This window comes from Armatimonadota bacterium (genome assembly GCA_031081675.1).
Taxonomy (GTDB): domain Bacteria; phylum Sysuimicrobiota; class Sysuimicrobiia; order Sysuimicrobiales; family Kaftiobacteriaceae; genus Calidihabitans; species Calidihabitans tengchongensis.
The window spans coordinates 1-26,505 of sequence record JAVHLZ010000003.1 but is presented as its reverse complement, the minus strand read 5'-3'; the positions used below and the strand labels follow the sequence as shown (position 1 = coordinate 26,505).

The window sequence follows — 26,505 nt, the reverse complement described above, 5'->3', positions numbered from 1 at the left end:
GGTCCGCGCTGTCACACGAACAGGGGCACGATCTCCCCGCGGGCCACGTCCACCAGCCCGCGATCGGTGAGCTTCAGCTCGGGGACCACCGACAGGGCCAGGAACGACAGGGTCATAAACGGGTCGGTCAGCCGGCTCCCCATGCGGGAGGCCAGGGCCCGCAGCCGGCGGAACTGGTCGGCCACGGCGGCAATGGGCTGGTCGGACATCAGCCCCGCGAGGGGCAGCGGCAGCCGCGCCACCTCGCGCCCGGCCACCGCTACCAGCCCGCCCCGCATCTCCAGGATGACCTCCACCGCCGCCCGCATGGCCTCGTCGCTGCAGCCCACCACGATCAGGTTGTGGGCGTCGTGGGCCACGGTGGACGCCAGGGCTCCCAGCCGCAGGCCGAACCCCCGCACCAGCCCCAGCCCCACCCGGCCGCTGCCGGTGTGGCGCTCCAGCACCGCCAGCTTGAGCAGGTCGCGGGCCGGATCGGCCACCACCTCGCTGCCGTCCAGGGGGGCGTCGTCCACACCGGCCCCGGTCACGATCTGGTCCGGGACGATCTCGATCACCCGCACCCGCCTCCCCGCCGCCGGGATGCGGAAGTGCAGGCTGGAACGGCGGATGCTCAGGGATACCGGCAGCGCGGGCGGGACCGTCGGGCGGTGGTAGGGCAGCAGCTCGCCGTCCCGGGCCACCAGCCGCCCCGACCGGTACACCAGCCGCGCCCGGGGGGCGCGCAGGTCGTCGAAGACCATCAGGTCGGCGCGCCGCCCCGGCGCCACCGCCCCGCGGTCCCGCAGCCCGAAGTGCTCGGCGGGGTTGAGGGTGGCCATCTGAAATGCCAGCAGGGGATCGGCGCCCAGGGCGATGGCCTGGCGGACCATGGCGTCGATGTGGCCGTCCTCCAGCAGGTGGGTGGGGGTGCGGTCGTCGGTGCAGAACATGAAGCGCCGCGCCGTCTGCGGGGTGACCAGCGGCAGCAGCTCGGCCAGGTTGCGGGCGCCCGTGGCCTCCCGGATCATGATGGCCATCCCCCGGGACAGCTTGTCCAGGGCCTCCTCCCGGGTGGTGCACTCGTGGTCGGAGCCGATGCCGGCGGCCACGTAGGCGTCCAGGTCGGGCCCCCGCAGGCCCGGGGCGTGGCCGTCCACCGGCCGCCCGGCCGCCGCCCGGATCTTGGCCAGGACCTCCTCGTCGGCGGCCAGGACGCCCGGATAGTCCATCATCTCCGCCAGCCCCAGGACCCACTTGTCCTGCAGGAGGCTCTCCAGGTCGTAGGCGGTCAGGCGGGCGCCGGGGCTTTCCAGGGGACCGGCCGGCACGCAGCTGGACGCCATCACGAATACCGACAGGGGGTTGAACTTGGCGGCGTCGAGCATGTAGCGGATGCCGGTCATCCCCAGGACGTTGGCGATCTCGTGGGGGTCGGCGATGACCGTGGTGGTGCCCCGGGGGACCACGGCACGGGCGTACTCCGGCACGTTGACCAGGGAACTTTCGATGTGCACGTGGGCGTCAATGAGTCCCGGCGCCAGGTAGCGGCCGGCCAGATCCACCCGCTCCCGGGACGGGTGGGTGGTGCTCCCGGGAGGCAGCACGGCGGCGATGCGCTCCCCCGCGATGAGCACGTCGGCCTCTACCACCCGGTGGGCGAACACGTCCACCACCCGGGCGCGGGAGAGTAGCAGGTCGGCCGGCTGCTGGCCGCGGGCTACGCGGATGAGGGTCGCCAGGTCCACCTTGACGGGTCCTCTTCCGCCTGCCCCCGCGGCATACCTGCGGGCGTCGGGAGGGAAGAAGGAAGAGGGATTGGGCCAGCGGGGGACGAAACTGCGGGTGTCGTGGTCCGGGGGCTGATATGCCGCACATCCTTCCGTTCAAGGGACAGTCGACCTACGAGCTGGAGATCGCCGGGACGGTGCGCACCCTGCCGCTGATCCAGGTCGCTCCGGACACGTGGATCGCCTACTACTACAGCCTGGGGGACACCGAGGTGATTGACCGGGCCGCCCGGGAACTGGCGCCCCGCATGCGCAGCTGCGAGATCTTCGTCACCACCGAGACCAAGGGCATCCCCCTGGCCCACGCCATCGCCACGTACCTGGGGCTGCTGCCCTACGTGGTGTGCCGCAAGGAGATCCGCCCGTTCATGCTGTCGCCGGTCTCGGTGCGCTACAAGCCCATCACCGCCAAGACCGAGGAAGAGCTGTTCATCGACGGCCGGGACGCCATGAAGCTGCGGGGCCGCCGGGTGGGGCTGGTGGACGACATCGTGAGCACCGGCGAGACCCTGAAGGCCATGGAGGAGCTGGTGCGGCGGGCCGGCGGCGCGGTGGTGGCCCGGGCGGCGCTGCTGCTGGAGGGGTTTGAGCGCGATGACGTCCATCACCTGGGCATCCTGCCGATTTTCAAGCTGATGGACGATCCCTCTCGCTGATCCCGCCTCGCGCCATGCCGGGCCCGACCATCTCCACCCACGTGCTGGATGTCGGGCGAGGGGTGCCGGCCCGCGGGGTCCGGGTGGACCTGTACCGGAACGGCCGCCTGGTGGCGTCCCGCACGACCGGGGACGACGGCCGCATTCCCGACCTGATCGGCGGCCCTCTGGAGGCGGGGACCTACCGGCTGGTGTTCGCCGTCCCGTCGGAGTTCTTCTCCCGCCTGGACGTGGAGTTTACCGTCACCGACCCCGCCCGCCACTACCACGTTCCACTGGTGGTGGGGCCGTACCTGTGCGCCACCTATCGCGGCGCCTGACCGCATCCGGGGGATGGCCCGGCTGACGATCGACGAGCTGGCGGCGCTGTTTGAGGGGCGCACCCGGTTCACCGAACGCCTCGCGGCCCTGGAGGATCCCCTGGAGCGGGCGGCCGACGTGCTGCGGTCCCTGCCCGAAGAGGAGGTCCTCGAGGCCCTCAACGCCCACCCCCGGATCGGCGAGCGCCCCGCCTCCTCCGCCGCGGCCGCCGAGCAGGGGACGGAGGACGATCCCCTCGTCCTGGCGGAGCTGGCGGCCCTCAACGCCGCCTACGAGGCCCGGTTCGGCTTCCGGTTCGTGGTCTTTGTCAACCGCCGCCCCCGGTCGCAGATCATCCCGGTCCTGCGGGAGCGCCTGCAGCGCACCCGGGAGGAGGAACTGGCCACCGCCATCGAGGAGCTGGTGGCCATCGCCCGGGAGCGGCACCGACGGAGGGAAGAGGGAAGAGGGAAGAAGGAAGAAGGGGACGACCGGATCGGAGCGGCGCCAGCGTGACGGGGCGGGAGCACAAGCGCACGGGCAGAGCGTCCACGGGAAGCGGCGGGAGATATTCCCGCCGCTTCCCCCCTCTTCCCTGTTTCAGGGCTCGTTCGGCCAGGGACCGACCACGCCGGGGGCCGCCCACTCCAGGGTGATCAGTTCCTGCACGGTCAGGGTGTGGCCGGCCGGCACCCGCAGCACCCCCTTGCGGTCGCGGATGGGCCCGGTGAACGGGTCGAACTTGACCGGCTTCGCCGACATCTGGGCGTGGCGGCGGAGGACCAGGTCGTACACCGACAGGGTGCCCAGGTCGGGGGTCCGCACCCGCACGGCCTTGAGCTGGTCTGTGAACAGCGGGTTGATCATCATGCCCGGTTCGGCGCCCAGCTCGACGGCCTTCTCGGCCAGCAGCCACCAGTAGTCCACGTTCTGCAGGTTGTCGGGGGTGTACTTGCCCGCCAGGACCTTGCGCAGGAAGTCCAGGTAGATGGTCTCCCAGTGCACCAGCTGGCCCGAGACCACGTGTCGGGGAGCGAACCGGTACATGGGCGAGTAGTGGGCGAAGCTCAGGAGGTTCTTCTTGGCCGCCTCCTGGATCACGGTGGGGCTGTCCTCGGTGAACGCGAACACGTCCACGCCTTCGGCGATCAGGGCCTGGGTGGCTTCCTTGGCCTTGGCGGGGCTGAACCACTCGAAGATCCACCGCACGTGGACCGTGGCCCGCGGGTTGACGGCGCGCACGCCCAGGGCGAAGGCGTTGAGGTGGCGCTTGACTTCGGGAATGGGGAACGCCCCCACGTAGCCGATCTTGTTGGTCCGGGTCAGCGCCCCGGCCATGAGGCCGTTGAGGTAGTACACCTGGTAGAAGTCCGCCATGTAGGTGGCCATGTTGCGGGCCCGCTTGAACCCGCTGGCGTGGGCGAAGATGACGTTGGGATAGCGCTGGGCCGCCGCCAGGGTGCCGTCCATGAAGCCGAAGCTGGTGGTGAAGATCACCCGGGCGCCCTGAGCCACCAGGCGGTCGATGAACGGTTCCACCCGGCCCTCCGGGACCGACTCCACGTACAGGGTCTGGACAGGGAGCTGCTGCTCCACGATCCGCCGGCCCACGTCGTGGGCGTGGGTCCACCCGTAGTCCCCGATGGGGCCCACGTAGATGAACCCCACCTTCAGCTTCTGCTGTCCATAGCCAGTGGCGGCCGCCGCCAGCAGGAGGACGGCCAGCACAGCCGCGACTGCCCAGCGCGTGCCCCTCATGGTCGCTTTCACCTCCGGCCTGAGCGAATGTCGTGAGGATTGCCGGCTCACTTCGCCTTCCCCCCGGCGGTCCCCTCTGTGAAAAAAAGGGAAAAGGGAAAAGGGAAAAGGGAAAAGGGAAGAGGGAAAAGGGAAGAGGGACCTCACGGGTCCTACCTTTCGCCGCGGATGTAGGGGAGGCCCAGGGCTTCGGGGGCCTGGCCCGCCCGGTCTCCCCGGCGCGAGGTCACCGCCAGGACGAGGATGGTGAAGGCGAACGGCATCATCTGCAGGGGCTCGGGGGGGATCCAGGTCTGCAGGCGAAACGACAGGTGGAACAGCGTGCCGAACAGCAGGGCCGCCCCCACCGCCCGCAGCGGGTCCCAGCCGGCAAAGATGGCCAGCGCCACCACGATCCACCCGATGCCTCCGGTCATCCCCTCGGTCCACGCCGGCCGGTAGGCCACCGACAGGAAGCCTCCGGCCACTCCCGCCATCACCCCGCCGAAGGCCACGGCCAGGTAGCGCACCAGCTCCACCGGTAGGCCCTGCGCGTCGGCGGCGGCCGGGGACTCACCCACGGTGCGCAGGATGATGCCCCAGCGGGTGTGGTACAGCAGGGCCCACAGGATCACCGCCGCCAGCACGCCCAGCGGGGGCAGGACCGACAGTTCCGGCAGCGGGTGGTCCAGGGGAAACCCTTCCCACCCGCGGCCCAGCAGGCCGGTCAGGCCGAGCCCCAGCATGGTCAGCGCCAGCCCCGAGACGTACTGGTTCGCCCGCAGGGTCACCGACACACACGCGTGGAGCAGGGCGGCCACCCCTCCCACGGCCGCCGCCGCCAGCAGGCCCAGGACCGGATGGCCGGTGGTCTGGGCGGTGGCAAAGGCCGCAAACGCCCCCAGGATCATCATCCCCTCCACGCCCAGGTTGACGACCCCCGCCCGCTCGGCGTAGATTTCCCCCAGCGCGCCCCACAGCAGGGGCGTGCCGAAGACCATCCCCCGGATCAGAACGCTCGCCACCCACTCCAGCACCGTCAGTCCTCCCCCGGCGGCACCCCGGCTCCGGCGGGAGCGGGTGCCTCCACCGCCACCCGGGCCGGCGCCCACCGGATCCGGTACCCCAGCAGCCGCTCGCTGCCGATCAGAAAGAACAGGATCAGGCCGTTGAACACGCTGGTGACCCGGAAGGGCATCTGGAGCGAGACCTGCATCACGTCGCCCGTGCTGTAGATCAGGCCGAACAGGACCGCCGTCAGCGCCGCGGCCAGAGGCTGGCCCCGGGCCAGCCAGGCCACGATGATGCCCGTGTACCCGTATCCCAGGGAGACCTGAGCGGGGTCCAGCAGCTTGTGGTGCACCCCCGCCACCTCCCCCACACCGGCCAGGCCCGCGGCGCCTCCGGACAGGATCATCACCAGCAGGGTGGTACGCAGGGCGCTGACGCCCAGGTAGCGGGCGGCCTCGGGATTGTCGCCCTGGATCCGGATCTCAAATCCCAGGGTGGTCCGCGCCAGCAGCAGCGCCGCCACCGCCGCGACCGCCAGGCCGACCACCAGGGTGGGCCAGTGGATGCGGGTGCCGGGGATCAGGGCCAGCCAGGCCTCGGGCGGGAACGGGTCGGTGTAGGCAAATCCCCGGACGCTGGGGCCCTTCCAGGGTCCGGTCACCAGCCAGCTCACCAGGTACTGGGCCACATAGTTCATCATCAGGGTGGCGATCACTTCGTTGACCCGCAGGTGCACCCGCAGGACCGCCGGCACCAGGCCCCACAACGCGCCGGCGGCGAACCCGGCGGCGAACATCGCCGGCAACATCCCCGGCCCGCGCAGGCCGCTGAACAGGGCCACCCAGGTGGCGGCCACGGCTCCGGCCAGCAGCTGGCCCTCGGCGCCGATGTTGTACACCTGCGCCCGGAAGGCCAGGACCAGTCCTGCCCCGACCAGCAGCAGGGGAATGGTCGGACGGAGGACCTCGGGCAGGGCGCCCGGCGCCAGCAGGCCGTCGCGGACGATGATGGCATAGGCCCGCACCGGGTCCAGCCCGTAGGCCCAGAAGATGGCCCCGGCCACCACAAAGGCGGCGGCGACGGCGCCGGCCGACACCACCACCGTCCACCCCGCCGACGGCTCGGCGCGCTCGATGCGGAACGGACCCACGTGCGCCACTCCGGTCCTCAGGACGCCGCCTGGCCGGCCATCCACAGGCCGATCTGCTGCCGGTCGGTCCCCGCCGGCACCACCGCCGCCAGGCGTCCCTCGAACATGATACCGATCCGGTCGGACAGGGCCAGAATCTCGTCCAGGTCCTCGGACACCAGGAGCACGCCGGCCCCCCGCTCCCGGTGCTCCAGCAGGAGCCGGTGGATGCGCTCGGTGGTGGCCACGTCCAGCCCGGCCGTGGGATGGGAGGCGATGATCAGGACCGGATGCGCGGACAGCTCCCGGGCCAGGATCAGCTTCTGGATGTTTCCCCCCGACAGCAGCCGGGCGGGGTGGCGGGCAGACGGGGTCTGGATGTCATGGGCGGCGATCAGCTCCGCGCCGACCCGGAGGATCTCGGCCGGCCGCAGCAGCAGCCCGCGGGCAAACGGCGGGTCGGCGTAGCGGCGCAGCGCCAGGTTCTCGGCCACCGACAGGGACGGGACGATGCCGGCCCGGGTGCGCTCCTCCGGGATGTGGGCCACGCCGGCGCGGGCCAGCTGGCGCGGAGACCACCCCCGCACCGGGACTCCCCGTAGCCGCACCTGCCCCCGCGCCGGAGGCCGCAGCCCCGCCAGGGCCTCCACCAGTTCCCGCTGTCCGTTGCCCGCCACGCCGGCGATGCCCAGGATCTCGCCTGCGCCCACGGTGAACGACACGCCCCGCACCGCCATCCGGCCCCGATCCCCGGGCACCCAGAGGTCGCTCACCTCCAGGATCGGGGGGCCGCTCGGGCGGCGGCGGGGCGGCAGGGCCCTCTCCAGCTCCCGGCCCACCATCAGGCGGGCCAGGGTGGCGGTGTCTGCGGTGGCCGCCGGCATGGTCCCCACCACCCTGCCCCGGCGGAGCACCGTCACCCGGTCGGCCACGGCCAGGACCTCGTCCAGCTTGTGAGTGATGAAGATGATCGCCTTGCCTTCCTCCCGCATCCGCCGCAGGACCTCGAACAGCTGGCCCGCCTCCTGGGGGGTGAGCACGCTGGTGGGCTCGTCCAGGATCAGGATCTCCGCCCCCCGCAGCAGCGCCTTGAGGATCTCCACCCGCTGCTGCTCGCTCGCCGACAGCTGCCACACGGCGGCGTGGGGATCCACCCGCAACCCGTACCGCCGGCCGAACTCCTCCACCCGGGAGGCCACCTGCCGCACCGGCCGCCAGAACGGGGTGCCGGCCAGGCCCAGGGCGATGTTTTCCGCCACCGTGTGCCGGCGCACCAACAGGAAATGCTGGGGCACCATGCCGATGCCGCACGCGATCGCGTCCCGGGGCGAGTGGATACGGATCGGCCGGCCGTCCAGCAGGATCTCCCCGGAGTCGGGCTGGTACAGGCCGTAGAGGACGTTCATCAGGGTGGTCTTGCCGGCGCCGTTTTCCCCCAGCAGCGCCAGCACCTCCCCCGCCCGCAGATCCAGGGTGATGCGGTCGTTGGCCACGACCCCCGGGAAGGTCTTGGTGATGTTGCGGACGGCCAGGCGCACGGGGCCCGTCCCGGCCGGCCGGTCATGGGAGACGCCCGCGGAGGAGCGCATATCGGGGAGTTTGGCCTGGCGCCCGCCGCTTCCTCCTGGCAGCAGGCCCAGCTCCACCATGACGCGCCGGCAGGAGGAGTGTCAAACCGTCGTGGAATCGTCATGGGTACCCATGGACGTGTATCTGCCCCGCACCCTGGCCGAAGCCCTGGAGGTGAAGGCCCGGCGCCCGGAGGCCGTCCCCATCGCCGGCGGCACCGACGTCATGGTGGCCATCAACTTCCACCGCCTGCGGCCGGACGCGGTGGTGGATCTCAGCCGCCTTCCGGAGCTGCGGCAGTGGCGGGAGGAGGACGGGGCGGTGTTTGTGGGTGCGGGAATGACCTACGCCCGCCTGGTCCGCGAGCTGTCCTGGTGCGTGCCGCTGGCGCAGGCCGCCCGCACCGTGGGCTCGCCCCAGATCCGCAACCGCGGCACGCTGGGCGGCAACGTGGGCACCGCCAGCCCGGCCGGGGACACCCTGCCCGTGCTGGCGGCCCACGACGCGGAGGTCGTCCTGGGCCGGGCCGGCGGGCGGGTGCGGGCGCTTCCCTGGGATCAGTTTTTCCTGGGGCCCAAACAGACGGCCCTGGCCCCCGACGAGCTCGTCCTGGGCGTCCGGTGGCGGCGCCTGCGGGGACCGGGGTCGTTTCTGAAGGTGGGCACCCGCAACGCCATGGTGATCGCCGTGGCCAGCCTCTGCCTGGTGGTGGACGAGGTCGGGCGGGCCGTCCGCGTGGCGCTGGGGTCGGTGGGGCCCACCGTCCTGCGCGCCCCCGAGGCCGAGCGGTTCGCCGCCGAGCAGATGCAGCGGGCCGGCGCGTGGGACGACCCCCGGGCGGCGCTGTCCGATGCGGTGGTGGAGGAGTTCGGGGAGCGCGTGGCGGCCGCCGCCCGGCCCATCGACGACGTGCGGGGTTCGGCGGCATACCGCCGGCACGCGTGCGCGGTCCTGGCCCGCCGGGCACTGCGGTGGGCGCTGGGGGACCGCCGGCTGGCCGGCTAGAGGCGGTGGAGCGGGAGGTGGGGCGGTGCGGGTGCGGCTGAACGTCAACGGGGCGTGGCGGCAGGCGGATGTGTGGCCGGGGGCCAGCCTGCTGGCCCTGCTGCGGGACTCCCTGGGTCTGGTGGGCAGCAAGAACGCCTGCGAGCAGGGCGAGTGCGGCTCGTGCTCGGTGTGGCTGGACGGCGAGCTGGTGTGCGCCTGCCTGGTCCTGGCCGCGCAGGCCGACGGATGCACCGTGCACACGGTGGAGTCCCTGGCCCAGGGCGGCCGGCTGCACCCTGTCCAGGAGGCGTTCCTGGACGCCGGCGCGGTCCAGTGCGGCTTCTGCACCCCGGGGCTGGTGGTGGCGGTGGTGGACCTGCTCCGACGGGACCCCTCTCCGTCCGAGGAGACGGTCCGGGAAGCCCTGGCCGGCAACCTGTGCCGGTGCACCGGCTACCAGAAGATCCTGGACGCGGTGCGCCTGGCGGCGGAGCGGATGACGGGCGGGGACCGGGGATCCCGGGCCTGACGGGCGCCGACGGAGATGCCCCCATCTGTGCCCAGGGCTTCTCTGCTCATCGACTCCTGCGAGGTCGTCGTGACCATGGACGACGCCGGCACCGAGATCGCCGGTGGGTCCGTGCTCATCGAGGACGGCGTCATCACCTGGGTGGGGACGGGTCCACCCCCGCGGCCGGCCGGGCAGGTGCTGGGGGGATCCGGCCTGGTGGCGCTGCCGGGCCTGGTCAACACCCACCACCATCTGTACCAGAGCCTTACCCGGGCGCGGGCCCAGGACCAGGGACTGTTTGGCTGGCTGCAGGCCCTGTACCCGGTGTGGGCGGATCTGGACGAGGAATGGGTGCGGGCCGCGGCGGCCGTGGGGCTTGCGGAGCTGGCGCTGTCCGGCTGCGCCACCACCACCGACCATCCCTACATCTTTCCCCGGGGCGGCGCCGGCCTGCTGGAGGCGGAGGTGGACGTGGCCCGGCAGATCGGCCTGCGGTTTCATCCCTGCCGGGGCGCGATGGATCTGGGCCGCAGCCGCGGCGGCCTGCCCCCCGACGACCTGGTGGAGGACACCGATGCGATCCTGGCCCGCACCGAGGACGCGGTGCGCCGCTTCCACGACCCGCGCCCGGGGGCGATGGTCCGCGTCGCCGTCGCCCCCTGCTCGCCGTTTTCGGTCACGCCGCGCCTGATGCGGGAGTCCGCCTCCCTGGCCCGCCGGCGGGGGGTGCGGCTGCACACCCACATCGCCGAGACCCGGGACGAGGAGGCCTACTGCCGCCAGGTGTTCGGGGTGCGCCCGGTGGAGCTGCTGGACGAGTGGGGCTGGCTGGGGCCGGATGTGTGGCTGGCCCACTGCGTGCACCTGGACGAGGGGGACGTGGCCCGCATCGGGCGCACCGGGACCGGGGTGGCCTGGTGTCCGACGTCCAACCTGCGGCTGGGGTCGGGCATCGCGCCCGCCCGCAGGCTGCTGGACGCCGGAGCCCCGGTCGGGCTGGCGGTGGACGGGTCGGCGTCCAACGACAGCGGCCACCTGCTGGCCGAGGCCCGCCAGGCCCTGCTGGTGTCCCGGGCGGGAGGCGATCCGGCTGCCCTGGGTGCCCGGGACGTGCTGCGCCTGGCCACCCGCGGGGGAGCCCGCTGCCTGGGACGGGACGACATCGGCGCCCTGGTGCCGGGAATGCGGGGGGATGTGGCCCTGTTCTCGGTGCACGCCCTGGCGCTGGCGGGCGCGGACGCCGACCCGGTGGCGGCGCTGGTCCTCTGCTTCCCGCAGCGGGTGACCCACCTGGTGGTGGACGGACGGGTGGTCGTGCGCGACGGCCGCCTGCAGACCGCCGACGAGGAGGCGATCGCCGCCGGGGCCCGGCAGGTCAGCCGGCGCATCGCCCGGGCCGGTAGGGCCGGCGGCGGACAGGGAGAATGACCACCCACACGTTCCTGCCGCCTGCCGGCGGGGACGGCGGGGCCAGGGTGGAGGGAGGCTGACCGCGGTGAAAGTCGTCCCCCGCACTTCCGGAGGAGTGGGCGAGAGCATCCGCCGCGTGGACGGCGTGCCCAAGGTCACCGGCGAGTTTCTGTTCGGCAGCGACCTCCACACCGACGACATGCTATGGGGCTACACCCTGCGCAGTCCCCACCCCCACGCCCGCATCCGCTCCCTGGACATCTCCGGCGCGCTGAGCGTTCCCGGCGTCTACGCGGTCCTGGTGGCCGACGACGTGCCCGGACGCAAGACCTACGGTCTGGAGCTGCCCGATCAGCCGGTGCTGGCCCTGGAGCGCGTACGCTACCAGGGCGAGCCGGTGGCGATCCTGGCCGCCGTGGACCTGGAGGTGGCGCGGCGCGCGGCCGGGCAGATCCGCGTGGACTACGAGGTCCTGCCGGCGGTGACGGACGTGGAGGCGGCCCTGCGGCCGGACGCGCCGCGGGTGCACCCCTGGGGCAACGTCCTGCGGCACATCCGGATCGTCCACGGCGATCCGTCCACTCCCGCCGAGGTGTGGGTGGAGGGCTACTACGAGACCGGCATGCAGGACCAGGCCATGCTGGGCCCGGAGGCCGGGCTGGCCATTCCCGCCGCCGACGGGGGCGTGGACCTCTACGTGGCCACCCAGTGGCTGCACGTGGACCGGGACCAGATCGCCCCCTGTCTGGGGCTGCCGCCCGACAAGGTCCGGCTGCACCTGGCCGGGGTGGGAGGGGCGTTCGGGGCCCGGGAGGACGTCAGCATGCACATCCACGCCTGCCTGCTGGCGCTGCGCACCCGCCGGCCGGTGAAGATGGTGTACTCCCGGGAGGAGTCCTTCTACGGGCACGTGCACCGGCATCCTGCCCGGATCTGGATGCGCCACGGAGCCACCCGGGACGGGCGCCTGGTGAACGTGTACGCCCGGGTGGTCATCGACGGGGGCGCGTATGCGTCATCGTCCACGGCGGTGATCGCCAACGCCAGCACGTTTGCCACCGGCCCCTACGAGGTCCCCCACGCCCTGATCGAAGGCACCGCCGTGTACACCCACAACCCGCCCTGCGGCGCCATGCGGGGCTTTGGGGCGGTGCAGGCGTGCTTCGCCCACGAGGCGCAGATGGACAAACTGGCCCGGGCGCTGGAAATGGACCCGGTGGAGCTGCGGCTGCGCAACGCGGTGCAGACCGGCTCGGTCCTGCCCACCGGGCAGGTCATCCGGGGCACGGCGCCGGTGCGCGAGCTGATCCGGCGGTGCGCCGCCATCCCGTTGCCTCCCGAACCGGTGGAGCGCACCCCCCTGTCCTACCCGGGTGGGGCCGGCAACGTCAGCCGGGGCGAGCGCCTGCGCCGCGGCGTGGGGTTCGCCGTGGGGTACAAAAACATCGCCTACAGCGAGGGTTTTGACGACTCGGCGGAGGCCCGGGTGCGGCTGTTCCTCGGCCCCGACGGTCCGGAGGTGGAGGTGCACAGCGCGGCGGCGGAGGTGGGCCAGGGCGTGCACACGGTGCTGGTCCAGATCGCCCGGGAGGAACTGGGCGTGTCCCGGGTGGTCCTGCACACGCCCGACACCCTGGTGGGATCCGCCGGCAGCAGCTCGGCGTCCCGCCAGACCATGATGTCCGGCGGCGCCGTCCAGCTGGCATGCCGGGCCGTGCGGGAAGAACTCTGGGAGCGGGTCCGTCGGCGTGCCGCCGGGCGGGGCGGTCCCGTCCCGGGCGAGCTGGCGGTCCGGGACGGGGTGGTGTGGTCCGGGGAGCGGCCGGTGGGGCGCCTGGAGGAGTACCTGGATCCTCCCATCGAGTGCACGCGGGTCTACCGCCACCGGCGCACGACCCCGCTGGATCGGCGGGGCCAGGGCGACCCGCACGTGACGTTCGCCTTTGCCGCCCAGCGGGCCGTGGTCGAGGTGGATACCGAGTTGGGGCTGGTGCGGGTGGTGCAGATTGCCGCCGCCCAGGACGTCGGCCGCGCCCTGCACCCCCTGAACGTCACCGGGCAGATCGAGGGGGGGACCGCCCAGGGGCTGGGGCTGGCATTGATGGAGGAGATCGTGCTGGACGACGGCCGGCTGCGCAATCCCTCGTTTACCGATTACCTCATCCCCACCATCCTGGACATGCCTCCGGTGGTGTCGGTCCTGGTGGAGGAGCCCGAGCCCGGCGTCCCCTTCGGTGCCAAGGGGGTGGGCGAACCCTCCACGGTGGTGTCCACGGCGGCCATCGTGGCGGCCGTGCGGGATGCCACCGGGCGCGAGCTCAACCGGGTGCCCCTGCGCCCCGACGACATCCTCGGGCTGCGCCCTCCGGCGCGCGCGTCCGGCCCGGCGCCTGTGCCGGACGTTCCGTATCCCGAGCCGGTGCCCAAGGCGCTGGGGATGCTGTGACCTACGACCGGGTGGTCGCTGGCGGACGGGTCGTGACGCCCTCGGGCGTGGTGGAGGGCTATCTGGGGATCCGTGCCGGCCGCATCGCGAGCCTGTCCACCGAACCCCTGGGGGGAGAAGACATCCTGGACGCCCGGGGGCGGGTCGTCCTGCCGGGCGCCGTGGACCTGCACGTGCACTTCAACGAGCCCGGGCGCACCCGCTGGGAAGGGTGGGGGCCCGGCAGCCGCGCCGCGGCCGCCGGAGGCGTCACCACCGCCGTGGAGATGCCCCTCAACGCGAACCCGCCCACCACCACCGTCCCCGCCCTGCAGGCGAAGGTGGAGGCGGCGCAGTCGGCGTCGGTGGTGGACTTCGCCCTGTGGGGCGGTCTGGTGCCCGACAACCTGGAGCACCTGGACGCGCTGGCCGCCGCCGGCGTGGTCGGGTTCAAGGCCTTCCTGTGCCCCACCGGGACCCCCGAGTTCGGGTGGGTGGACGACGGCACCCTGTACGAGGGCATGCGCCGGATCGCCCGCGCGGGGCTGGTCCTGGCGGTGCACGCGGAAAACGCCGGGATCACCGGCTCTCTGGCCGCGCGCCTGCAGGCGCAGGGGCGGCGGGACCGCCGCGCGTGGGCGGAGTCCCGTCCCCCGGTGGCCGAACTGGAAGCCATCCAGCGGGCGGTGCTGCTGGCCTCGCGCGCGGGCTGCCGGCTGCACGTGGTTCACCTGAGCGTGCCCGAGGGTGCGGACCTGGTGGCCCGCGCGCAGGCGCAGGGGCAGCAGGTGACGGTGGAGACCTGCCCCCACTACCTGACCCTGACCGACGACGACCTGGTGCGGCTGGGGCCGGTGGCCAAGTGCGCGCCGCCCCTGCGCGACCGGCCGACGGTGGAGAGGCTGTGGGAGCAGGTGCTGGCCGGACGCGTGCACTGCCTGGCTTCGGATCACTCGCCCTGTCCCACCGAGGACAAGGCCCGGGGGGAGGAGGACATCTGGCTGGCGTGGGGCGGGATCACCGGAGTGCAGACGCTGGTGCCTCTGGTGCTGACCGAAGGCGTGCGCCGCGGCCTGAGCCTGGAGCAGGCCGCGGCGCTGCTGGCCGCCGCTCCGGCCCGCATCGCGGGCCTGTGGCCGCGCAAGGGGACCATCCAGGTGGGCGCCGATGCCGACCTGGTGGTGGTGGATCCAGATCGGCGGTGGACGGTGGATCGCGGCTGGCTGCGCTCCCGCCACCCCCATTCGCCGTTCGTCGGCTGGCAGATGCAGGGGTGGATCACCCATGTCCTGCGCCGCGGCCAGGTCATCGTCCAGGATGGCGACATCGTGGCGGAGGCGGGCGGGCAATGGATCCGCCCGCTCCGGGGACAGTCCCCGACCTGACCCGGGGACAGTCCCCCAACTGGTCGGGGGACAGTCCTCCTCCTCCTCCACGCAGCGGCGTCTGTCTCCACTCGCGGGCCGCTGTACTCCACCTGCCGCGTTATGGGGACTGTCCCCAGCAGGGGGTGGGGACAGTCCCCGCGTCCTTGTGGGGACAGTCACCGAGGGGGCTGTGCAGAGTCCCCGGCCAGCCGGCGACGGGCTTCTTCCACCCCCGCCGCGGGGGGGATCCGCACCCCGAACGCCCGCAGGACGTGTTCCAGGGCCGACAGGACTGTCAGGACGGTTGTCGGCCGGGCGTTGTAGCCCATGGTGCCGATGCGCCAGATACGCCCCCGCAGGGGTCCGAACGACGTGGCGATCTCCACCCCGAACTCCTCCAGCAGACGCAGGCGGGCCGCCTCATCGGGTACGCCATCGGGCACGTGCACGGCGGTGATCATCGGCAGCCGGTGGCGGGGATCGCCGAACAGGCGCAGGCCCATGGCTTCCAGACCCGCCTTCAGCGCGTCACCTGTGCGCCGGTGGCGCGCCCATCGGGCCGGCAGTCCCTCCTCCACCACCAGCCGCAGGGCCTCCCGCAGTCCATAGGTCATGGCGGTGGGCAGGGTGTGGTGATTCAGGCGCTCCGGGCTCCAGTAGCGCTGCAGCTGGGCCAGGTCAAGGTAGTTGCTGATGATGGGCGTCCGCCGCCGGGCGAGGACCTCCTCGGCGCGGCCGTTGTAGGTGACCGGCGCCATCCCCGACGGACACCCCAGGCACTTCTGGGTGCCCGACGTGCACACGTCCGCCTGCCAGCCGTCCACGTCCACCTCCACCCCGCCCAGCGTGACCACCGCGTCCACCACCAGCAGCGCGTCGTGCCGCCGGCAGATCCGGCCGATGGCGTCCATGTGGGGCTGCAGCACGCCGGTGGACGTCTCGCCGTGGACGACGGCCACCACCTTCGCTCGCCGGACCCGCAACGCATCGTCGATCTGCTGCGGGTCGATCACCTGGCCCCACTCGGCGGTCACCTGCTCGACCCGCGCGCCGTAGCGGGCGGCCAGGTCGGCGAACAGATCCCCGAACCGCCCGCAGGCGGCCACCAGGACCGGGTCGCCGGGCTCCACCAGGGAGGCGATGGCGGCTTCCATGCCCGCCCGGCCGGTGCCCGAGACGGCGAAGGTCCGCGGGTTGGCCGTCTGGAAGACCTGCCGGGCCAGGGCCATGACCTCTTCCATGATGGCGGTGAACGCCGGGTCGAACTGACCGAGGACCGGCGCGGCCAGTGCCCGCAGGACCCGGGGATCGGGGTTGGTGGGCCCGGTGCCGCACAGCAGCCGGTCGGGTGGAGTCAGGTCGCCGACGGTGCTCACGGTCATCCCTCCCGGGTCAGGCCCCGTAGCGCACGGCAAACGCTTCCAGCGCCCGCTGGAAGGCCTCCAGGGGCGCCCGCACCACGCCCGCGCCGATCTGTCCGACGCCGGCGCGACGGTGGGCGATGCCGGTGTTGATCACCGGCGCGATCTGCAGCGCCACCACCTTGCGGATGTCGATCCCGGTGGGCACGCCCTCGAAGTCCAGCGCCGGGATGCGCCAGTGGGGACTGCGGCCCGCGGTGATCTCCCCCATGGCCCGGGTGATGCTCTCGGCCTCCCGGGCCGACGGCAGGCCGACGAAGCCCACCACGGCCGGAGCGGCGGCCATGGCGAACCCTCCCAGGCCCACCGTTTCCACGATGGCGCTGTCCCCCAGGTCCGGGTTGGCGTCTTCGGGGCCGTAGCCGGGGAAGTACAGCCCCCGGGCCTGTGGCGCCGGCGCGGTGAACCACCGGTCCCCCAGCCCGCTGACCCGCAGGCCGAAGTCCACGCCGTTGCGGCTCATGGCGGTGACCAGGGTGCAGTAGGGGATGTCGGCGATGTGCGCCGTGAGGCACTTGCACGCCGCCATGGCCACGTTGAGGAAGAACTGGTCGGTGGCGGCCAGAAAGCGCAGGACCTCCCGGGCCACCGCCGCTGGGGCGACACCTGCCAGGGCGGGCGCCAGTTCCCGGACCAGCAGGGCGGTGGCGGCCACGTTGCGCTGGTGCATCTCGTCTCCCATGGTGAGCGCCCGCCCCATCACGGGGACCAGGGACAGGCCTCCGGTCTCGCGCAGGGCGGCGTCCAGGGCGGGGGCGCACACGTCCCGCAGCCAGGTCAGGCGCTCCAGGACCGCCGGCCCGTAGGCGCCGAAGCGCAGGACCGTCCCCACTCCCTCGTTCAGCGGGCAGAAGGCGCGCCCGCCGTCCTGATCCTGCACGACACAGACCGGCATGGACGGCGAGATGATGCCGGCCATGGGGCCCACCGCTCCGTGATCGTGGGTGCACGCCACCTCCACGCCCCCTCCGTCCAGCAGGGCCGCGGCGTCGTCGGCGCTGTCTGCCCATCCGTCCAGCAGGATGGCGCCCACGGCCGCGCCCCGCATCGGCCCGCACATCCGGGAAGGCGGTACCGGCGGGCCCGCGTGGAGGAGCCGGCGACCCCGCAATGCCGGGATGACCTCTGCCGCCGGTCGCACGGCGACCAGCGCCGGCGAGGCCCGCATCAGGCGGTCCAGGGCGTCGGCGTTGGCGGCGGCGATGCGGTCTGCGAGGTCGCTCACGGGGCACCGTAGGCCAGAGGGAGCGTCCGGGGAGGCACGCCGGCGGCGTCCAGCGCCAGCAGCGCGTGCAGCAGGACCCGGACGCCGGCGTCGACGGCCTCCCACGGCGTGTGCTCGTGGGGCGAGTGGCTGATCCCGCCGGCGCTGGGGACGAAGATCATTCCCGCAGGAACATGCCGGGCCAGCACGGCGGCGTCGTGGCCGGCCCAGCTCGGCAGCTCCCGCTCGGGGTGGCCGCAGGCCGCCAGTGCCCTCCGGACGGCCGCGCGCACGTCCGGGTCCAGCATTTGGGGCGGGGATACATCCCAGGGGTCCACCTGCACCTGCAGGCCTTCGGACGCGGCGATCTCCCGGGCGCGGGCCTCCGCCCACCCGCAGGCGTCGCGCAGGCGGCCGGCATCCGGACTGCGCACTTCCACGGTCATCTCCACCCGCCCCGGGACGACGTTGACGGCGCCGGGGTGGACGTGCAGGCGTCCGGCGGTGGCGACCAGGAGGCCGGGGGACCGGCGGGCCATCTCCCGCAGGTCCAGCGCCAGCCGGGCAGCACCGACCAGGGCGTCGGCGCGCCGATCCATGGGGGTGGTGCCGGCGTGCTGCGCGCTCCCGGTCCACGTCACCCAGGTCCGCGCGATGCCGACGACGGCGGTCACGCCCGCCGCCGTCTGTCCGGCCGCGTCCAGCACCGGGCCCTGCTCGATGTGCAGTTCCAGGTAGGCGGCCACCCGGTCGGGGACCCGCGCCAGTGGCAGACCGTGGGCGCGCTCGCGCAGGCAGTCGGCCAGGGGCCGCCCGGACGCATCCCGCAGGAGCCGGAGTCGCTCCCGGGAAATCTCGCCCACCAGCGCCCGGGAACTGAGGGTCCCCACGCCGAAGGCCACGCCTTCCTCGTCGGCAAATGCCACCACCGCCAGCCCGTGGGTCAGCTGGATGCCCGCGTCGCGCAGGGTCTGGGCGCACTCGATGGCGGCGACCACGCCCAGGGCGCCGTCGAACATCCCTCCCTGGGGGACCGTGTCCAGGTGCGACCCGCACAGCAGCGCCGCCTCGGTGCGCCCCGGCCGCCACCCGACCAGGTTCCCGAAGTCGTCCACGCCGGGGTCCAGCCCCGCCTCGCGCATCATGCCCGCCGCCAGGCGCACGGCCTCGGCGTGGGCGGGCGTGCACGGCAACCGGGTGAGGCCGCCGGCGGGATCACGGCCGATCTCGGCCAGAGCTTCCAGGCGGGACCGCACCCGCGGCAGTGACGGGTTCGCAAGCGCCATACGATGGCCAGTTCGGTTCCGCGATGGCCGGTTTCCTCTCTGGCCCGGGAACCTTCCGACGCCGCCGGAGTCGGCGGGAATCGGCGGCCAGGCCGGCGTCGTTCTGCCGTGGGGGACAATCAATGGCGGTGACGGCTTCCCGGCGGCCGGACAAGATCTGGTACCTGCGGCAGGTGGACCTGTTCGCGGGGGTGGACGAGGCAGAGCTGCGTCGGCTGGGTGAGCGCGCCACCCTGCGCGAGTTCGGCCGTGGCAGCGTCATCCTCCACCCCGACGAGCCCCAGGAGCGGGTGTACGTCATCAAGGAAGGGCGGGTAAAGATCTCCCGGTATTCTCCCGACGGGCGGGAGCAGATCCTGGCCCTGCTGGGGCCCGGAGACATCTTCGGAGAACTGGCGCTGGTCGGCGAGGCCGAACCCGTCCACGCCGAAGCCTTCGAGCACACCCTTCTCTGCGCCCTGTCCCGCGACGACATGGCGGCCCTGCTGCGCCGGCACCCGGAGCTGATGCTGCACGTCCTGCGGACGCTGGCCGACCGGTTGCGGGTGGCCGAGGAGGAAATCGCCGATCTGGTCTTCCGGACCGTGCCCGGCCGCCTGGCGGCCCTGCTGCTGCGCCTGGCCGAGGCCTCGGGCCACCGCCACGGCGGACGGCTGCGGCTGGCCCTGCGCCTGACGCACCAGGACATCGCCAGCATGATCGGCGCCACCCGGGAGACGGTGACGGCCACCCTAAGCCGCCTGCGCGCCGCCGGCCTGATCGCTACCGAGGGCCGCCGGATCGTCGTCCTCGATCCCGAGGGGCTGCGGAGGCTGTCGGCGAACACACGCTAGGAGCCTGTCAGGACAGTGCGAGTGCGGAGGGAGGGGACCCTCACCCGCTTTCCGGCGATGTGCGGGACCCCCGGAGGATGGCCGTCCTGATCCTGGGTCTGGCGGGAGCCGCCGTCAGCGCCTACGTGTGGTACAAGCAGGTGACCCCGGGCCCGGTCCTGTGCCTGGGCTCCGGGTGCGCGGCGGTGATCCGCAGCCGCTACGGGCGGCTGCTGGGCATCCCCAACGGGGCGCTGGGCGTGGCCTACTTCCTGACGATGGCCGCCGTCCCGCTGGTGGAATCGTGGTGGCCCGTCGCGCATCTCCTGGCCCTGGGGGTCACCGGCGTGGCCCTGATCCTGTACGTGTACCTGACCTACCTGCAACTGTGGGTGCTGCGGACTGTGTGCAGCTGGTGCCTGGCGTCCGCGGCGCTGACGGCGGCGATTTTCGGCGCGCTGGTCTGACGGGCCCCGGCCGGGCGCGCCGGGGGACAGACAGCCGGAGAACGCATCGAGGGGGCAGGCGCGATGGATCTCGGGATGGTCGGTCTGGGACGCATGGGCGCCAACATGGCCGAGCGACTGGTGCGGGCGGGTCACCGGGTGGTGGGGTACGCCCGGTCGGAGGCATCCCGGCAGCGGGCCCGGCAGGCGGGCGCCGAGGCGGCGGCGTCCCTGGCCGAACTGGCCGAGCGGCTGGCTGCACCGCGGGTGGTCTGGCTGATGCTGCCGGCCGGCCCGACGGTGGACGACACCCTTCAGGCGCTGGCCCCCCTGCTGGCCCGGGGCGACGTGGTGGTGGACGGCGGCAACTCCTACTATCGCGACACCCTGCGGCGGGCCGAGTGGCTCACCTCCCGCGGGCTGGAGTTCGTGGACGTGGGCACCAGCGGCGGCATCTGGGGGCGGACCGAAGGCTACTGCCTGATGGTGGGCGGCACTGCCGAGGCCGTGGCCCGCCTGCGCCCCGTGCTGGAGGCGCTGGCCCCGTCGCCGGACCGCGGGTGGGGCCACGTCGGCCCCCACGGCGCGGGCCACTTCGTCAAGATGGTGCACAACGGCATCGAGTACGGCATGATGCAGGCGCTGGCCGAAGGGTTCGCCCTGATGCGCCGCAAGCGGGAGTTTGCCCTGGACCTCCACCAGGTGGCCGAGATCTGGCGGCACGGCAGCGTGGTGCGGTCGTGGCTGCTGGACCTGCTGGCCGCCGCGCTGGCCGAAGACCAGGAGTTTGCCGACGTGGCTCCCCAGGTGGCCGACTCGGGCGAAGGGCGGTGGACCGTTCAGGAGGCCATCGACCTGGAGAGCCCCGCTCCGGTCATCACCCTGGCCCTGGTCCAGCGCCTGCGCTCCCGGGATGCCTACGCGTACGCCGACCGGCTGCTGGCGGTGCTGCGGCGGCAGTTCGGCGGGCACGAGGTGACCAGGGCGACGTGAGAACTCCCGCGCCGGTCCGGCCGGTGGTGTACGTCTACCCCGACGTGGACAGCCTGGCCCGGGCAGCGGCCCGCGCCGTGGTGGACCGGGTGCGGGCGGCGGTGGAGTCGGAGGGACGGTGCGCGGTGGCGCTGTCGGGGGGCACCACGCCGCGCCCGCTGTACCGTCTGCTGGCCACCGAGTTCCGGGACCGCGTCCCCTGGGGACAGGTGGATCTGTTCTGGGGCGATGAGCGGTACGTGCCTCCCGACGACCCTCGCAGCAACTACCGCATGGCGCGGGAGACCCTGCTGGACCTGGTGCCTGTCCCCCCGCACAACGTCCACCCGATGCCCACCCACGTCGCCGACCCGGAGGAGGCGGCGCGCATCTACGATGCCCTTCTGGCGTCCCGCTTTCCCGGGCCGTGGCCCCGGTTTGACGTGCTGCTGCTGGGGCTGGCCGCCGACGGCCACATCGCCTCGCTGTTTCCGGCGTCGGCGGCGCTGCGGGTGACCGACCGGCGGGTGGTGGCGGTGCGGGTTCCGGCCGATCCGCCCCAGCGCCTGACCGTCACCCTGCCGGTGATCAACCACGCGGCCAGCGTCTCCTTCCTGGTGGCCGGCAGGGGCAAGGCCGGGGCGGTGCACCGGGCGCTGGTGGAGCCCCAGGATCCGACGACCTCTCCCGCGGCGGCGGTCCGGCCGGTCCACGGAGAGGTGATCTGGTGGCTGGACGAGGCCGCCGCCACGTTTCTGGGGCCGGAGATCCGCACGCCGTCGCCGCCCGCATAAGCATCCCCCGGCGGCCCCAGGGGGGCCGGGGGCACGGTGTAGGCTCCCGTACAGTCACGCCGCCGGGTCCGGCCGTACCCTCGAGACAGGACGCCGCTTGAGGAGGGGTCTATGGCAGAGCTCAGCTGTTGCGGATTGACGTTTGCGTCGGCGGAGGATCTGGCCCGCCACGAGGTCACGGTGCACGGCGCCCACAAGCCCGTGGCCGGGACCTGCTGCGGTCTGGAGTTTTACACCCGGTCGGGACTGGACGAGCACCGCCGCACCGCGCATGGAGCGAAGACATCCTGACCTGTCCCGGAAGTCGCCGGGCGCCCCGGGTGCGACGGCCCCCACCCGCGGCGTCGGGAGGCGGGAGGGAGGGGCATGAGGGTGGCCGTCGGTGTGGGAGCCGTGGTGGCGGTCCTGGCCGGGTCGGTGGCGTGGGTACAGGTGGGCCGCGTCGCCCGCACCGCGCCGTCGGGGGAACGGGTGCCGTTTGACACCGCCGAGTGGAAGACGGACTTCACCAGGCACAGCGTGCCCCTGGGCGAGATCATCTCGGGCGGACCGCCCAAAGACGGCATTCCCGCCATCGACCGCCCCCAGTTCGACACCGTGGCCCAGGCCGACCGGTGGCTGAAGCCCCGGGAGCCGGTCATCCTGTTCCAGCACGGCGGCGATGTGCGGGCCTACCCTTTGCAGATCCTCATCTGGCACGAGATCGTCAACGACGTGGTGGGCGGGCGGCCGGCGGTGGTCACCTTTTGCCCCCTGTGCAACACGTCCATCGTCTTCGACCGGCGCGTGGCCGGGCGGGTGCTGGATTTCGGGACCACCGGCAGGCTGCGCTTTTCGGACCTGGTGATGTATGACCGCCAGACCGAGTCCTGGTGGCAGCAGGCCACCGGGGAGGCCATCGTCGGGGAGCTCACCGGGCAGACGCTGACCTTCCTGCCCTCCATGATCGTCTCCTGGGAGATGTTCCGCACGGCCCACCCCCGGGGGCGGGTCCTCAACCGCCAGACCGGCCATACCCGGTCGTACGGCGTCAACCCGTACCTGGGCTACGATGACATCGCCTCCTCTCCTTTCCTCTACACCGGCCCCCGGGACGACCGCCTGCCGCCGATGGCGCGCGTGGTCACCGTATCGCTGGGCGGAGAAGACGTCGCCTACCCGTTCAGCGTGCTGGAGAAGACACCGGTGGTCAACGACGTGGTCGGCGGCAGGCCCATTGTGGTCCTCTACAGCCGGGGCGTCACCTCGGCGCTGGACCGCAGCAGCATCGCCGATTCGCGGGACGTGGGCACGGCCGGAGTCTTCGAGCGCACCCTGCAGGGACGGCCGCTGACCTTCCGTCTGACCGGCGACCGCATCACCGATGTCCAGACGGGCAGCGCGTGGACTGTGCTGGGAACGGCCACCGCGGGGCCCCTGGCGGGCCAGCGCCTGGCGCCGGTGGTGCACGGCCAGCACTTCTGGTTCTCGTGGGCGGTCTTCAAGCCCCGGACGCGCATCTACCGGCCGTAGTCCTCCGGGGCGGGGGCCAGCATCGGACGTCCGTCGCCCGAAGGCGTCCGGTCAGGCTGGCACTGTAACCTTCCTTACACGTTCCCGCACGGTATTCCGGTATGGTAAGGGACAGTCCCAGTCCCGCGCTGGAGGGATGCCATGGATGTCCGTCGCGTCCTAAGCCGTCGGGAGTTCCTCCGCTGGTCCGCTGCCGCGGGGGTGGCGCTGTCCTGGCAGGGCGCAGGAACACTGCTGCGGGCGGCCGCGGCGCCGACGGTGCGACGCCATGTGGCCGATGTGCTGCGCTTTTCCCTGCGGCCCCGGGGCTGGCGGGGACAGTTCGGCTCTGTCACGTTTCGGATTCATCCGGTCTTTGTCGGCGGTCGGCGCGCTTACCACATCCGCACCGACGCCTCCGACGCAGCCTTTGCCCGCACCGTGGGTCTTGTGCACGCCCCCAAACTGGCCAAGGCGATCGATGCGGGGGCAGTGGCCGACTACTACGTCTTCACCAACCCTGCCTCGGGCCAGCTGCCGGTGGTGAGCACCGTGCCCGGGCAGGAGGATTACACGCCGGCTTTCCGGTTGCACCGGGTCACCTTTACGCGCTCCCCGCGGGTGCTGACCTCGGCGGCTCAGGTCCGCGACGCCGAAGCCGACGGCCGGCTGCGGGTGCAGGTCACCGACGTCGTGGTCAACTACCCGGTGGTGAAGTGGCCCGACGGTGAGATGCCCCACGACACGATCCGGGAGGCCTACCTGGGACAGGGGCAGCTGCTCAAGCCCGTGGACGTGGACCGGCGGGAGGTGACCTTCAAGCTGCAGCAGTGTTTCCCCGGCGAGTGGTACATCGTCACCGACACCTCGGCGGCGCCCATGGCGCCCATGATGCGCGTCCCGGCGTCGCCCCGGACGGCGCGGCTGACCGCAGCCGGCGCCACCGCCAGGATCCTGGTCTTCGGCAACGGCATCAAGGGCCCGGGGCCCATGGGGTTTCAGCCGTCGGTGGTGGATTCTCTCCCCGGCAACCCGGTGTGGAGCCCCTTCTGGGACCACTTCACCTTCACGTGGGCCGACGGCCGCACCCCGGTGGTGGTGCGGGACCAGAAGCAGCTGCTGGAGCGCGAGAGGGCCGGCGACCTCAGGCGCTGGCCCGGTACCCCGGACACCGGGGGCGAGCTCTTCGTGGTGAACTGTCCCATCCCCATCACGGCTCCTCTGCTGTGGCGGCCCCCGGCGTAGACCGGAAGGCCCCAGGCGCGCAGGACGCGGGAGCGCCGTCCCTCCGGCGGACGCCGACGGCTGCGGGCGGGTGGGGCGCGGAGGGTCCGTTCAGGGGGTTCGGGGCGTGCTCAGCAGTTCGTCGGTGAACGACCGCATCTGGGCCAGGGTGAGCAGTCCCGTGCGGCGGCGCACGATGGTTCCGTCGGTGGCGATGAAGACCGTGGTCGGCATCCCCATGATCTCATGCGCGCGGGCGGGCGGCGCCTGGGGGGACCTGCAGGACGCGCCCGCACGAAGAACAGACCCGCGCCGGGTCTGGCGACAGCAACCAGAACCCGGCGCATGGTCTCAGAAGGTGATCACTGTGAACCCCTCGGCCAGCAACCTCCGCAGGCTGGGGTGGCCGTCGTAGTCTCCCACCAGAGGGATGGCTTGCGCCTGGACCGCTTCCTGGACGCCGTAGGCCGCCGCACAGTGGCGGCAGACACCGTACACGGCGTCGCGGACGGCGGCAAACAGAGGACCGTACCGGTGTCCCGGGGAGGTCAGTTCGCCGATCCAGCGGGTGCCGGCGCCGTCAAAGATGATCCGCACGTCGTCGCCGGTGTCCTGCAGCTCCCTGGCCGCCGTGAGCGCGTTCACCACGCGGCCCAGGTCGCCGCGGGTGTCGGTGCCGGCCAGGACGATCAGGGCCACCCGGTGCACGGACTCTCCTCCTTTCCCCCGCGGCGCCGCCGACGGGCGGGGAATCACTTCCACCATCTCTGAACGGCTTCACACGGTCTGTCAGCGGGCTTACAGTGGAGCCGCGGGCGGAATAGCCGGCGGTCCGGACACGTCATCCTGGGAGGAGGAGGTGGACCGTGGCCAGAACGGTGGTCGTCTACACCCAGCCCGGTTGACTGTTCTGCGGCAAGGTGAAGGAGTTCCTTCGCCAGAAAGGCGTGCCGTTCGTCGAGAAGGACATCAGCCGGGATCCGGCCGCCCTGGACGAGCTGATGGGAAAAGGCTTTGCGGCCACCCCCGTCACCCTCATCGACGGGGAGGCGGTGGTGGGTTTTAACCGGGCGCGGCTGGAAGACCTGCTGGGCCGGTGAGGGAGGCGAGCCTGCCGTGGCGCATTCGCCGGAGGCCCTGCTGCGGATCCTCCGTTCCACCCGCACCATCGCGGTGGTGGGCCTGTCCAACAAACCCGACCGCCCCAGTTACGAGGTGGCCAGTTACCTCAAGGACGCCGGGTACCGGATCATCCCCGTCAACCCCACCGTGACCGAGGTGCTGGGAGAGCGAGCCTATCCCGGCCTGCGGGACGTGTCGGAGCCGGTGGACGTGGTGCTGATCTTCCGGCGCCCCTCGGAGGTGCCGGCTGTGGTGGACGACGCCGTCGCCGTCGGGGCCAAGGTGGTGTGGATGCAGCCCGGGGCCGAGAATGAGGAGGCCGCCGCCCGCGCCCGCGCCGCCGGCCTGGAGGCGGTGGTGGGGGCGTGCATGATGACCGTCCACCGCGCCCTGGCCCGGGCCTGATCGGGAGCGGGGACTGTCCCCGCACCTGTCCCCGGGGACAGTCCCCGATTGCCAGAGGGGACAGTCCCCGCTCCATGTCGGGGGACAGTCCCCCTCTCGGCACGCCCACGGGATTCCGCCTCCGTTCGCTGGGGGGACTGTCCCCATCGCCCCGGGGAGAGTGTCCCCCTCCGGCAGGAGGGGACTGTCCCCATCCGCCGTCGGTGCCTGTCCCCCAGCTGGCCTGCTGCGGTCATGTCCTGTTGACCCCTTGTGGCCGGCTGTGAGAGGCTCGGTGTGAGCTGATGGACCGGGACGAGGTGTACGCCTTCGAGGGGCCGTGGTGGCGGTACCCGCCGATGCGGGACGCGCTGGCGTCCGGGGGGATCATTGCCGCCGCCTGGGCGGTGGGGCACCTGGGGGGATGGCGGGCGGTCGAGGTGCTGCTGTTCGCGCTGGCGGGGGTGGTGGGAGGCCG

The 26,505-nt window shown here is 72.7% G+C and carries 27 protein-coding genes; 17 read left to right on the top strand and 10 right to left on the bottom strand.

Translation table 11 applies throughout. The features are described from left to right. Positions 1-11: 11 nt before the first annotated feature. On the bottom strand, positions 12-1,727 hold the full coding sequence (ade, locus tag RB150_01660; GenBank protein MDQ7819246.1) for an adenine deaminase: 1,716 nt from the start codon (positions 1,725-1,727) through the stop codon (positions 12-14). Positions 1,728-1,846: 119 nt separating this feature from the next. Between ade and RB150_01655 the strand changes: the two genes are divergently transcribed. From RB150_01655 to RB150_01645, 3 genes are read left to right on the top strand one after another with little or no spacing between them, the layout of a single operon-like run. After that, on the top strand, positions 1,847-2,425 hold the full coding sequence (locus tag RB150_01655; GenBank protein MDQ7819245.1) for a phosphoribosyltransferase family protein: 579 nt from the start codon (positions 1,847-1,849) through the stop codon (positions 2,423-2,425). Between the two features lie 14 nt (positions 2,426-2,439). Further along, positions 2,440-2,745: a hydroxyisourate hydrolase gene (locus RB150_01650; GenBank protein MDQ7819244.1), complete on the top strand. Its 306-nt coding sequence runs from the start codon at positions 2,440-2,442 to the stop codon at positions 2,743-2,745. A 13-nt stretch (positions 2,746-2,758) separates the two neighbouring features. After that, positions 2,759-3,241: a 2-oxo-4-hydroxy-4-carboxy-5-ureidoimidazoline decarboxylase gene (locus RB150_01645; protein ID MDQ7819243.1), complete on the top strand. Its 483-nt coding sequence runs from the start codon at positions 2,759-2,761 to the stop codon at positions 3,239-3,241. 84 nt (positions 3,242-3,325) lie between these two features. Here RB150_01645 and RB150_01640 read toward each other — a convergent pair whose 3' ends face one another. The 4 genes from RB150_01640 to RB150_01625 form a co-directional block, all read right to left on the bottom strand. Beyond that, complete coding sequence (locus tag RB150_01640; protein MDQ7819242.1) at positions 3,326-4,483, bottom strand: BMP family ABC transporter substrate-binding protein; 1,158 nt, start codon at positions 4,481-4,483, stop codon at positions 3,326-3,328. Positions 4,484-4,635: 152 nt separating this feature from the next. Continuing rightward, complete coding sequence (locus RB150_01635; protein ID MDQ7819241.1) at positions 4,636-5,496, bottom strand: ABC transporter permease; 861 nt, start codon at positions 5,494-5,496, stop codon at positions 4,636-4,638. A gap of 5 nt (positions 5,497-5,501) precedes the next feature. Continuing rightward, positions 5,502-6,632, bottom strand: a complete 1,131-nt coding sequence (locus RB150_01630; protein ID MDQ7819240.1) for an ABC transporter permease — start codon at positions 6,630-6,632, stop codon at positions 5,502-5,504. Between the two features lie 8 nt (positions 6,633-6,640). After that, complete coding sequence (locus RB150_01625) at positions 6,641-8,140, bottom strand: ABC transporter ATP-binding protein (GenBank protein ID MDQ7819239.1); 1,500 nt, start codon at positions 8,138-8,140, stop codon at positions 6,641-6,643. 163 nt (positions 8,141-8,303) lie between these two features. Here RB150_01625 and RB150_01620 point away from each other — a divergent pair, with 163 nt between their 5' ends. Genes RB150_01620 through allB form a run of 5 tightly spaced genes read left to right on the top strand, consistent with a single transcriptional unit; the run spans position 8,304 to position 14,889 of the window. Further along, positions 8,304-9,176, top strand: coding sequence for an FAD binding domain-containing protein (locus tag RB150_01620; protein ID MDQ7819238.1), 873 nt, complete (start codon positions 8,304-8,306; stop codon positions 9,174-9,176). Between the two features lie 25 nt (positions 9,177-9,201). After that, positions 9,202-9,687, top strand: coding sequence for a (2Fe-2S)-binding protein (locus tag RB150_01615; protein MDQ7819237.1), 486 nt, complete (start codon positions 9,202-9,204; stop codon positions 9,685-9,687). A gap of 27 nt (positions 9,688-9,714) precedes the next feature. Then, the gene (locus tag RB150_01610) at positions 9,715-11,097 is read left to right on the top strand and encodes an 8-oxoguanine deaminase (protein MDQ7819236.1); all 1,383 of its coding nucleotides are present in this window, start codon (positions 9,715-9,717) and stop codon (positions 11,095-11,097) included. A gap of 58 nt (positions 11,098-11,155) precedes the next feature. Then, positions 11,156-13,525, top strand: a complete 2,370-nt coding sequence (gene pucD, locus RB150_01605) for a xanthine dehydrogenase subunit D (protein MDQ7819235.1) — start codon at positions 11,156-11,158, stop codon at positions 13,523-13,525. After that, positions 13,522-14,889: an allantoinase AllB gene (gene allB / locus RB150_01600; protein MDQ7819234.1), complete on the top strand. Its 1,368-nt coding sequence runs from the start codon at positions 13,522-13,524 to the stop codon at positions 14,887-14,889. The genes pucD and allB overlap by 4 nt, the downstream gene beginning before the upstream one ends. Before the next feature lie 158 nt (positions 14,890-15,047). On the opposite strand, the gene RB150_01595 is transcribed toward allB, so the two are convergent. The 3 genes from RB150_01595 to RB150_01585 are packed head-to-tail and all read right to left on the bottom strand — an operon-like array spanning position 15,048 to position 18,782. After that, positions 15,048-16,247: an alanine--glyoxylate aminotransferase family protein gene (locus RB150_01595; protein ID MDQ7819233.1), complete on the bottom strand. Its 1,200-nt coding sequence runs from the start codon at positions 16,245-16,247 to the stop codon at positions 15,048-15,050. A 16-nt stretch (positions 16,248-16,263) separates the two neighbouring features. Beyond that, positions 16,264-17,517, bottom strand: a complete 1,254-nt coding sequence (locus RB150_01590) for a DUF1116 domain-containing protein (GenBank protein MDQ7819232.1) — start codon at positions 17,515-17,517, stop codon at positions 16,264-16,266. Then, a complete protein-coding gene (locus RB150_01585; GenBank protein MDQ7819231.1) occupies positions 17,514-18,782 on the bottom strand; it encodes a M20 family metallo-hydrolase in 1,269 nt (422 codons plus the stop codon). Before RB150_01585 ends, RB150_01590 begins: the two co-directional genes overlap by 4 nt. 122 nt (positions 18,783-18,904) lie before the next feature. Here RB150_01585 and RB150_01580 point away from each other — a divergent pair, with 122 nt between their 5' ends. The 7 genes from RB150_01580 (at position 18,905) to RB150_01550 (ending at position 24,542) form a co-directional block, all read left to right on the top strand. Beyond that, positions 18,905-19,615: a Crp/Fnr family transcriptional regulator gene (locus RB150_01580; protein MDQ7819230.1), complete on the top strand. Its 711-nt coding sequence runs from the start codon at positions 18,905-18,907 to the stop codon at positions 19,613-19,615. 77 nt (positions 19,616-19,692) lie between these two features. After that, the gene (locus RB150_01575; protein MDQ7819229.1) at positions 19,693-20,061 is read left to right on the top strand and encodes a vitamin K epoxide reductase family protein; all 369 of its coding nucleotides are present in this window, start codon (positions 19,693-19,695) and stop codon (positions 20,059-20,061) included. 63 nt (positions 20,062-20,124) lie between these two features. After that, positions 20,125-21,033, top strand: a complete 909-nt coding sequence (gene gnd / locus RB150_01570; protein MDQ7819228.1) for a decarboxylating 6-phosphogluconate dehydrogenase — start codon at positions 20,125-20,127, stop codon at positions 21,031-21,033. Continuing rightward, positions 21,030-21,806 carry a 6-phosphogluconolactonase gene (gene pgl, locus RB150_01565; GenBank protein ID MDQ7819227.1) on the top strand — a complete coding sequence of 259 codons (777 nt, stop codon included), beginning with the start codon at positions 21,030-21,032 and terminating at the stop codon, positions 21,804-21,806. Before gnd ends, pgl begins: the two co-directional genes overlap by 4 nt. Positions 21,807-21,917: 111 nt before the next feature. Further along, positions 21,918-22,097, top strand: coding sequence for a hypothetical protein (locus RB150_01560; GenBank protein MDQ7819226.1), 180 nt, complete (start codon positions 21,918-21,920; stop codon positions 22,095-22,097). Positions 22,098-22,172: 75 nt separating this feature from the next. After that, positions 22,173-23,318: a DUF3179 domain-containing protein gene (locus RB150_01555; GenBank protein MDQ7819225.1), complete on the top strand. Its 1,146-nt coding sequence runs from the start codon at positions 22,173-22,175 to the stop codon at positions 23,316-23,318. 141 nt (positions 23,319-23,459) lie between these two features. Continuing rightward, positions 23,460-24,542, top strand: a complete 1,083-nt coding sequence (locus RB150_01550) for a hypothetical protein (GenBank protein ID MDQ7819224.1) — start codon at positions 23,460-23,462, stop codon at positions 24,540-24,542. Between the two features lie 90 nt (positions 24,543-24,632). Here the strand turns inward: RB150_01550 and RB150_01545 are convergent, their stop codons facing one another. Both RB150_01545 and RB150_01540 read right to left on the bottom strand, forming a co-directional pair. Continuing rightward, positions 24,633-24,755 carry a hypothetical protein gene (locus RB150_01545; protein ID MDQ7819223.1) on the bottom strand — a complete coding sequence of 41 codons (123 nt, stop codon included), beginning with the start codon at positions 24,753-24,755 and terminating at the stop codon, positions 24,633-24,635. Between the two features lie 117 nt (positions 24,756-24,872). Beyond that, a complete protein-coding gene (locus tag RB150_01540; protein ID MDQ7819222.1) occupies positions 24,873-25,229 on the bottom strand; it encodes a DsrE family protein in 357 nt (118 codons plus the stop codon). Positions 25,230-25,441: 212 nt separating this feature from the next. Here RB150_01540 and RB150_01535 point away from each other — a divergent pair, with 212 nt between their 5' ends. Both RB150_01535 and RB150_01530 read left to right on the top strand, forming a co-directional pair. Beyond that, positions 25,442-25,621, top strand: coding sequence for a glutaredoxin family protein (locus RB150_01535; protein ID MDQ7819221.1), 180 nt, complete (start codon positions 25,442-25,444; stop codon positions 25,619-25,621). A 16-nt stretch (positions 25,622-25,637) separates the two neighbouring features. Continuing rightward, a complete protein-coding gene (locus tag RB150_01530) occupies positions 25,638-26,048 on the top strand; it encodes a CoA-binding protein (GenBank protein MDQ7819220.1) in 411 nt (136 codons plus the stop codon). Positions 26,049-26,505 lie beyond the last annotated feature (457 nt).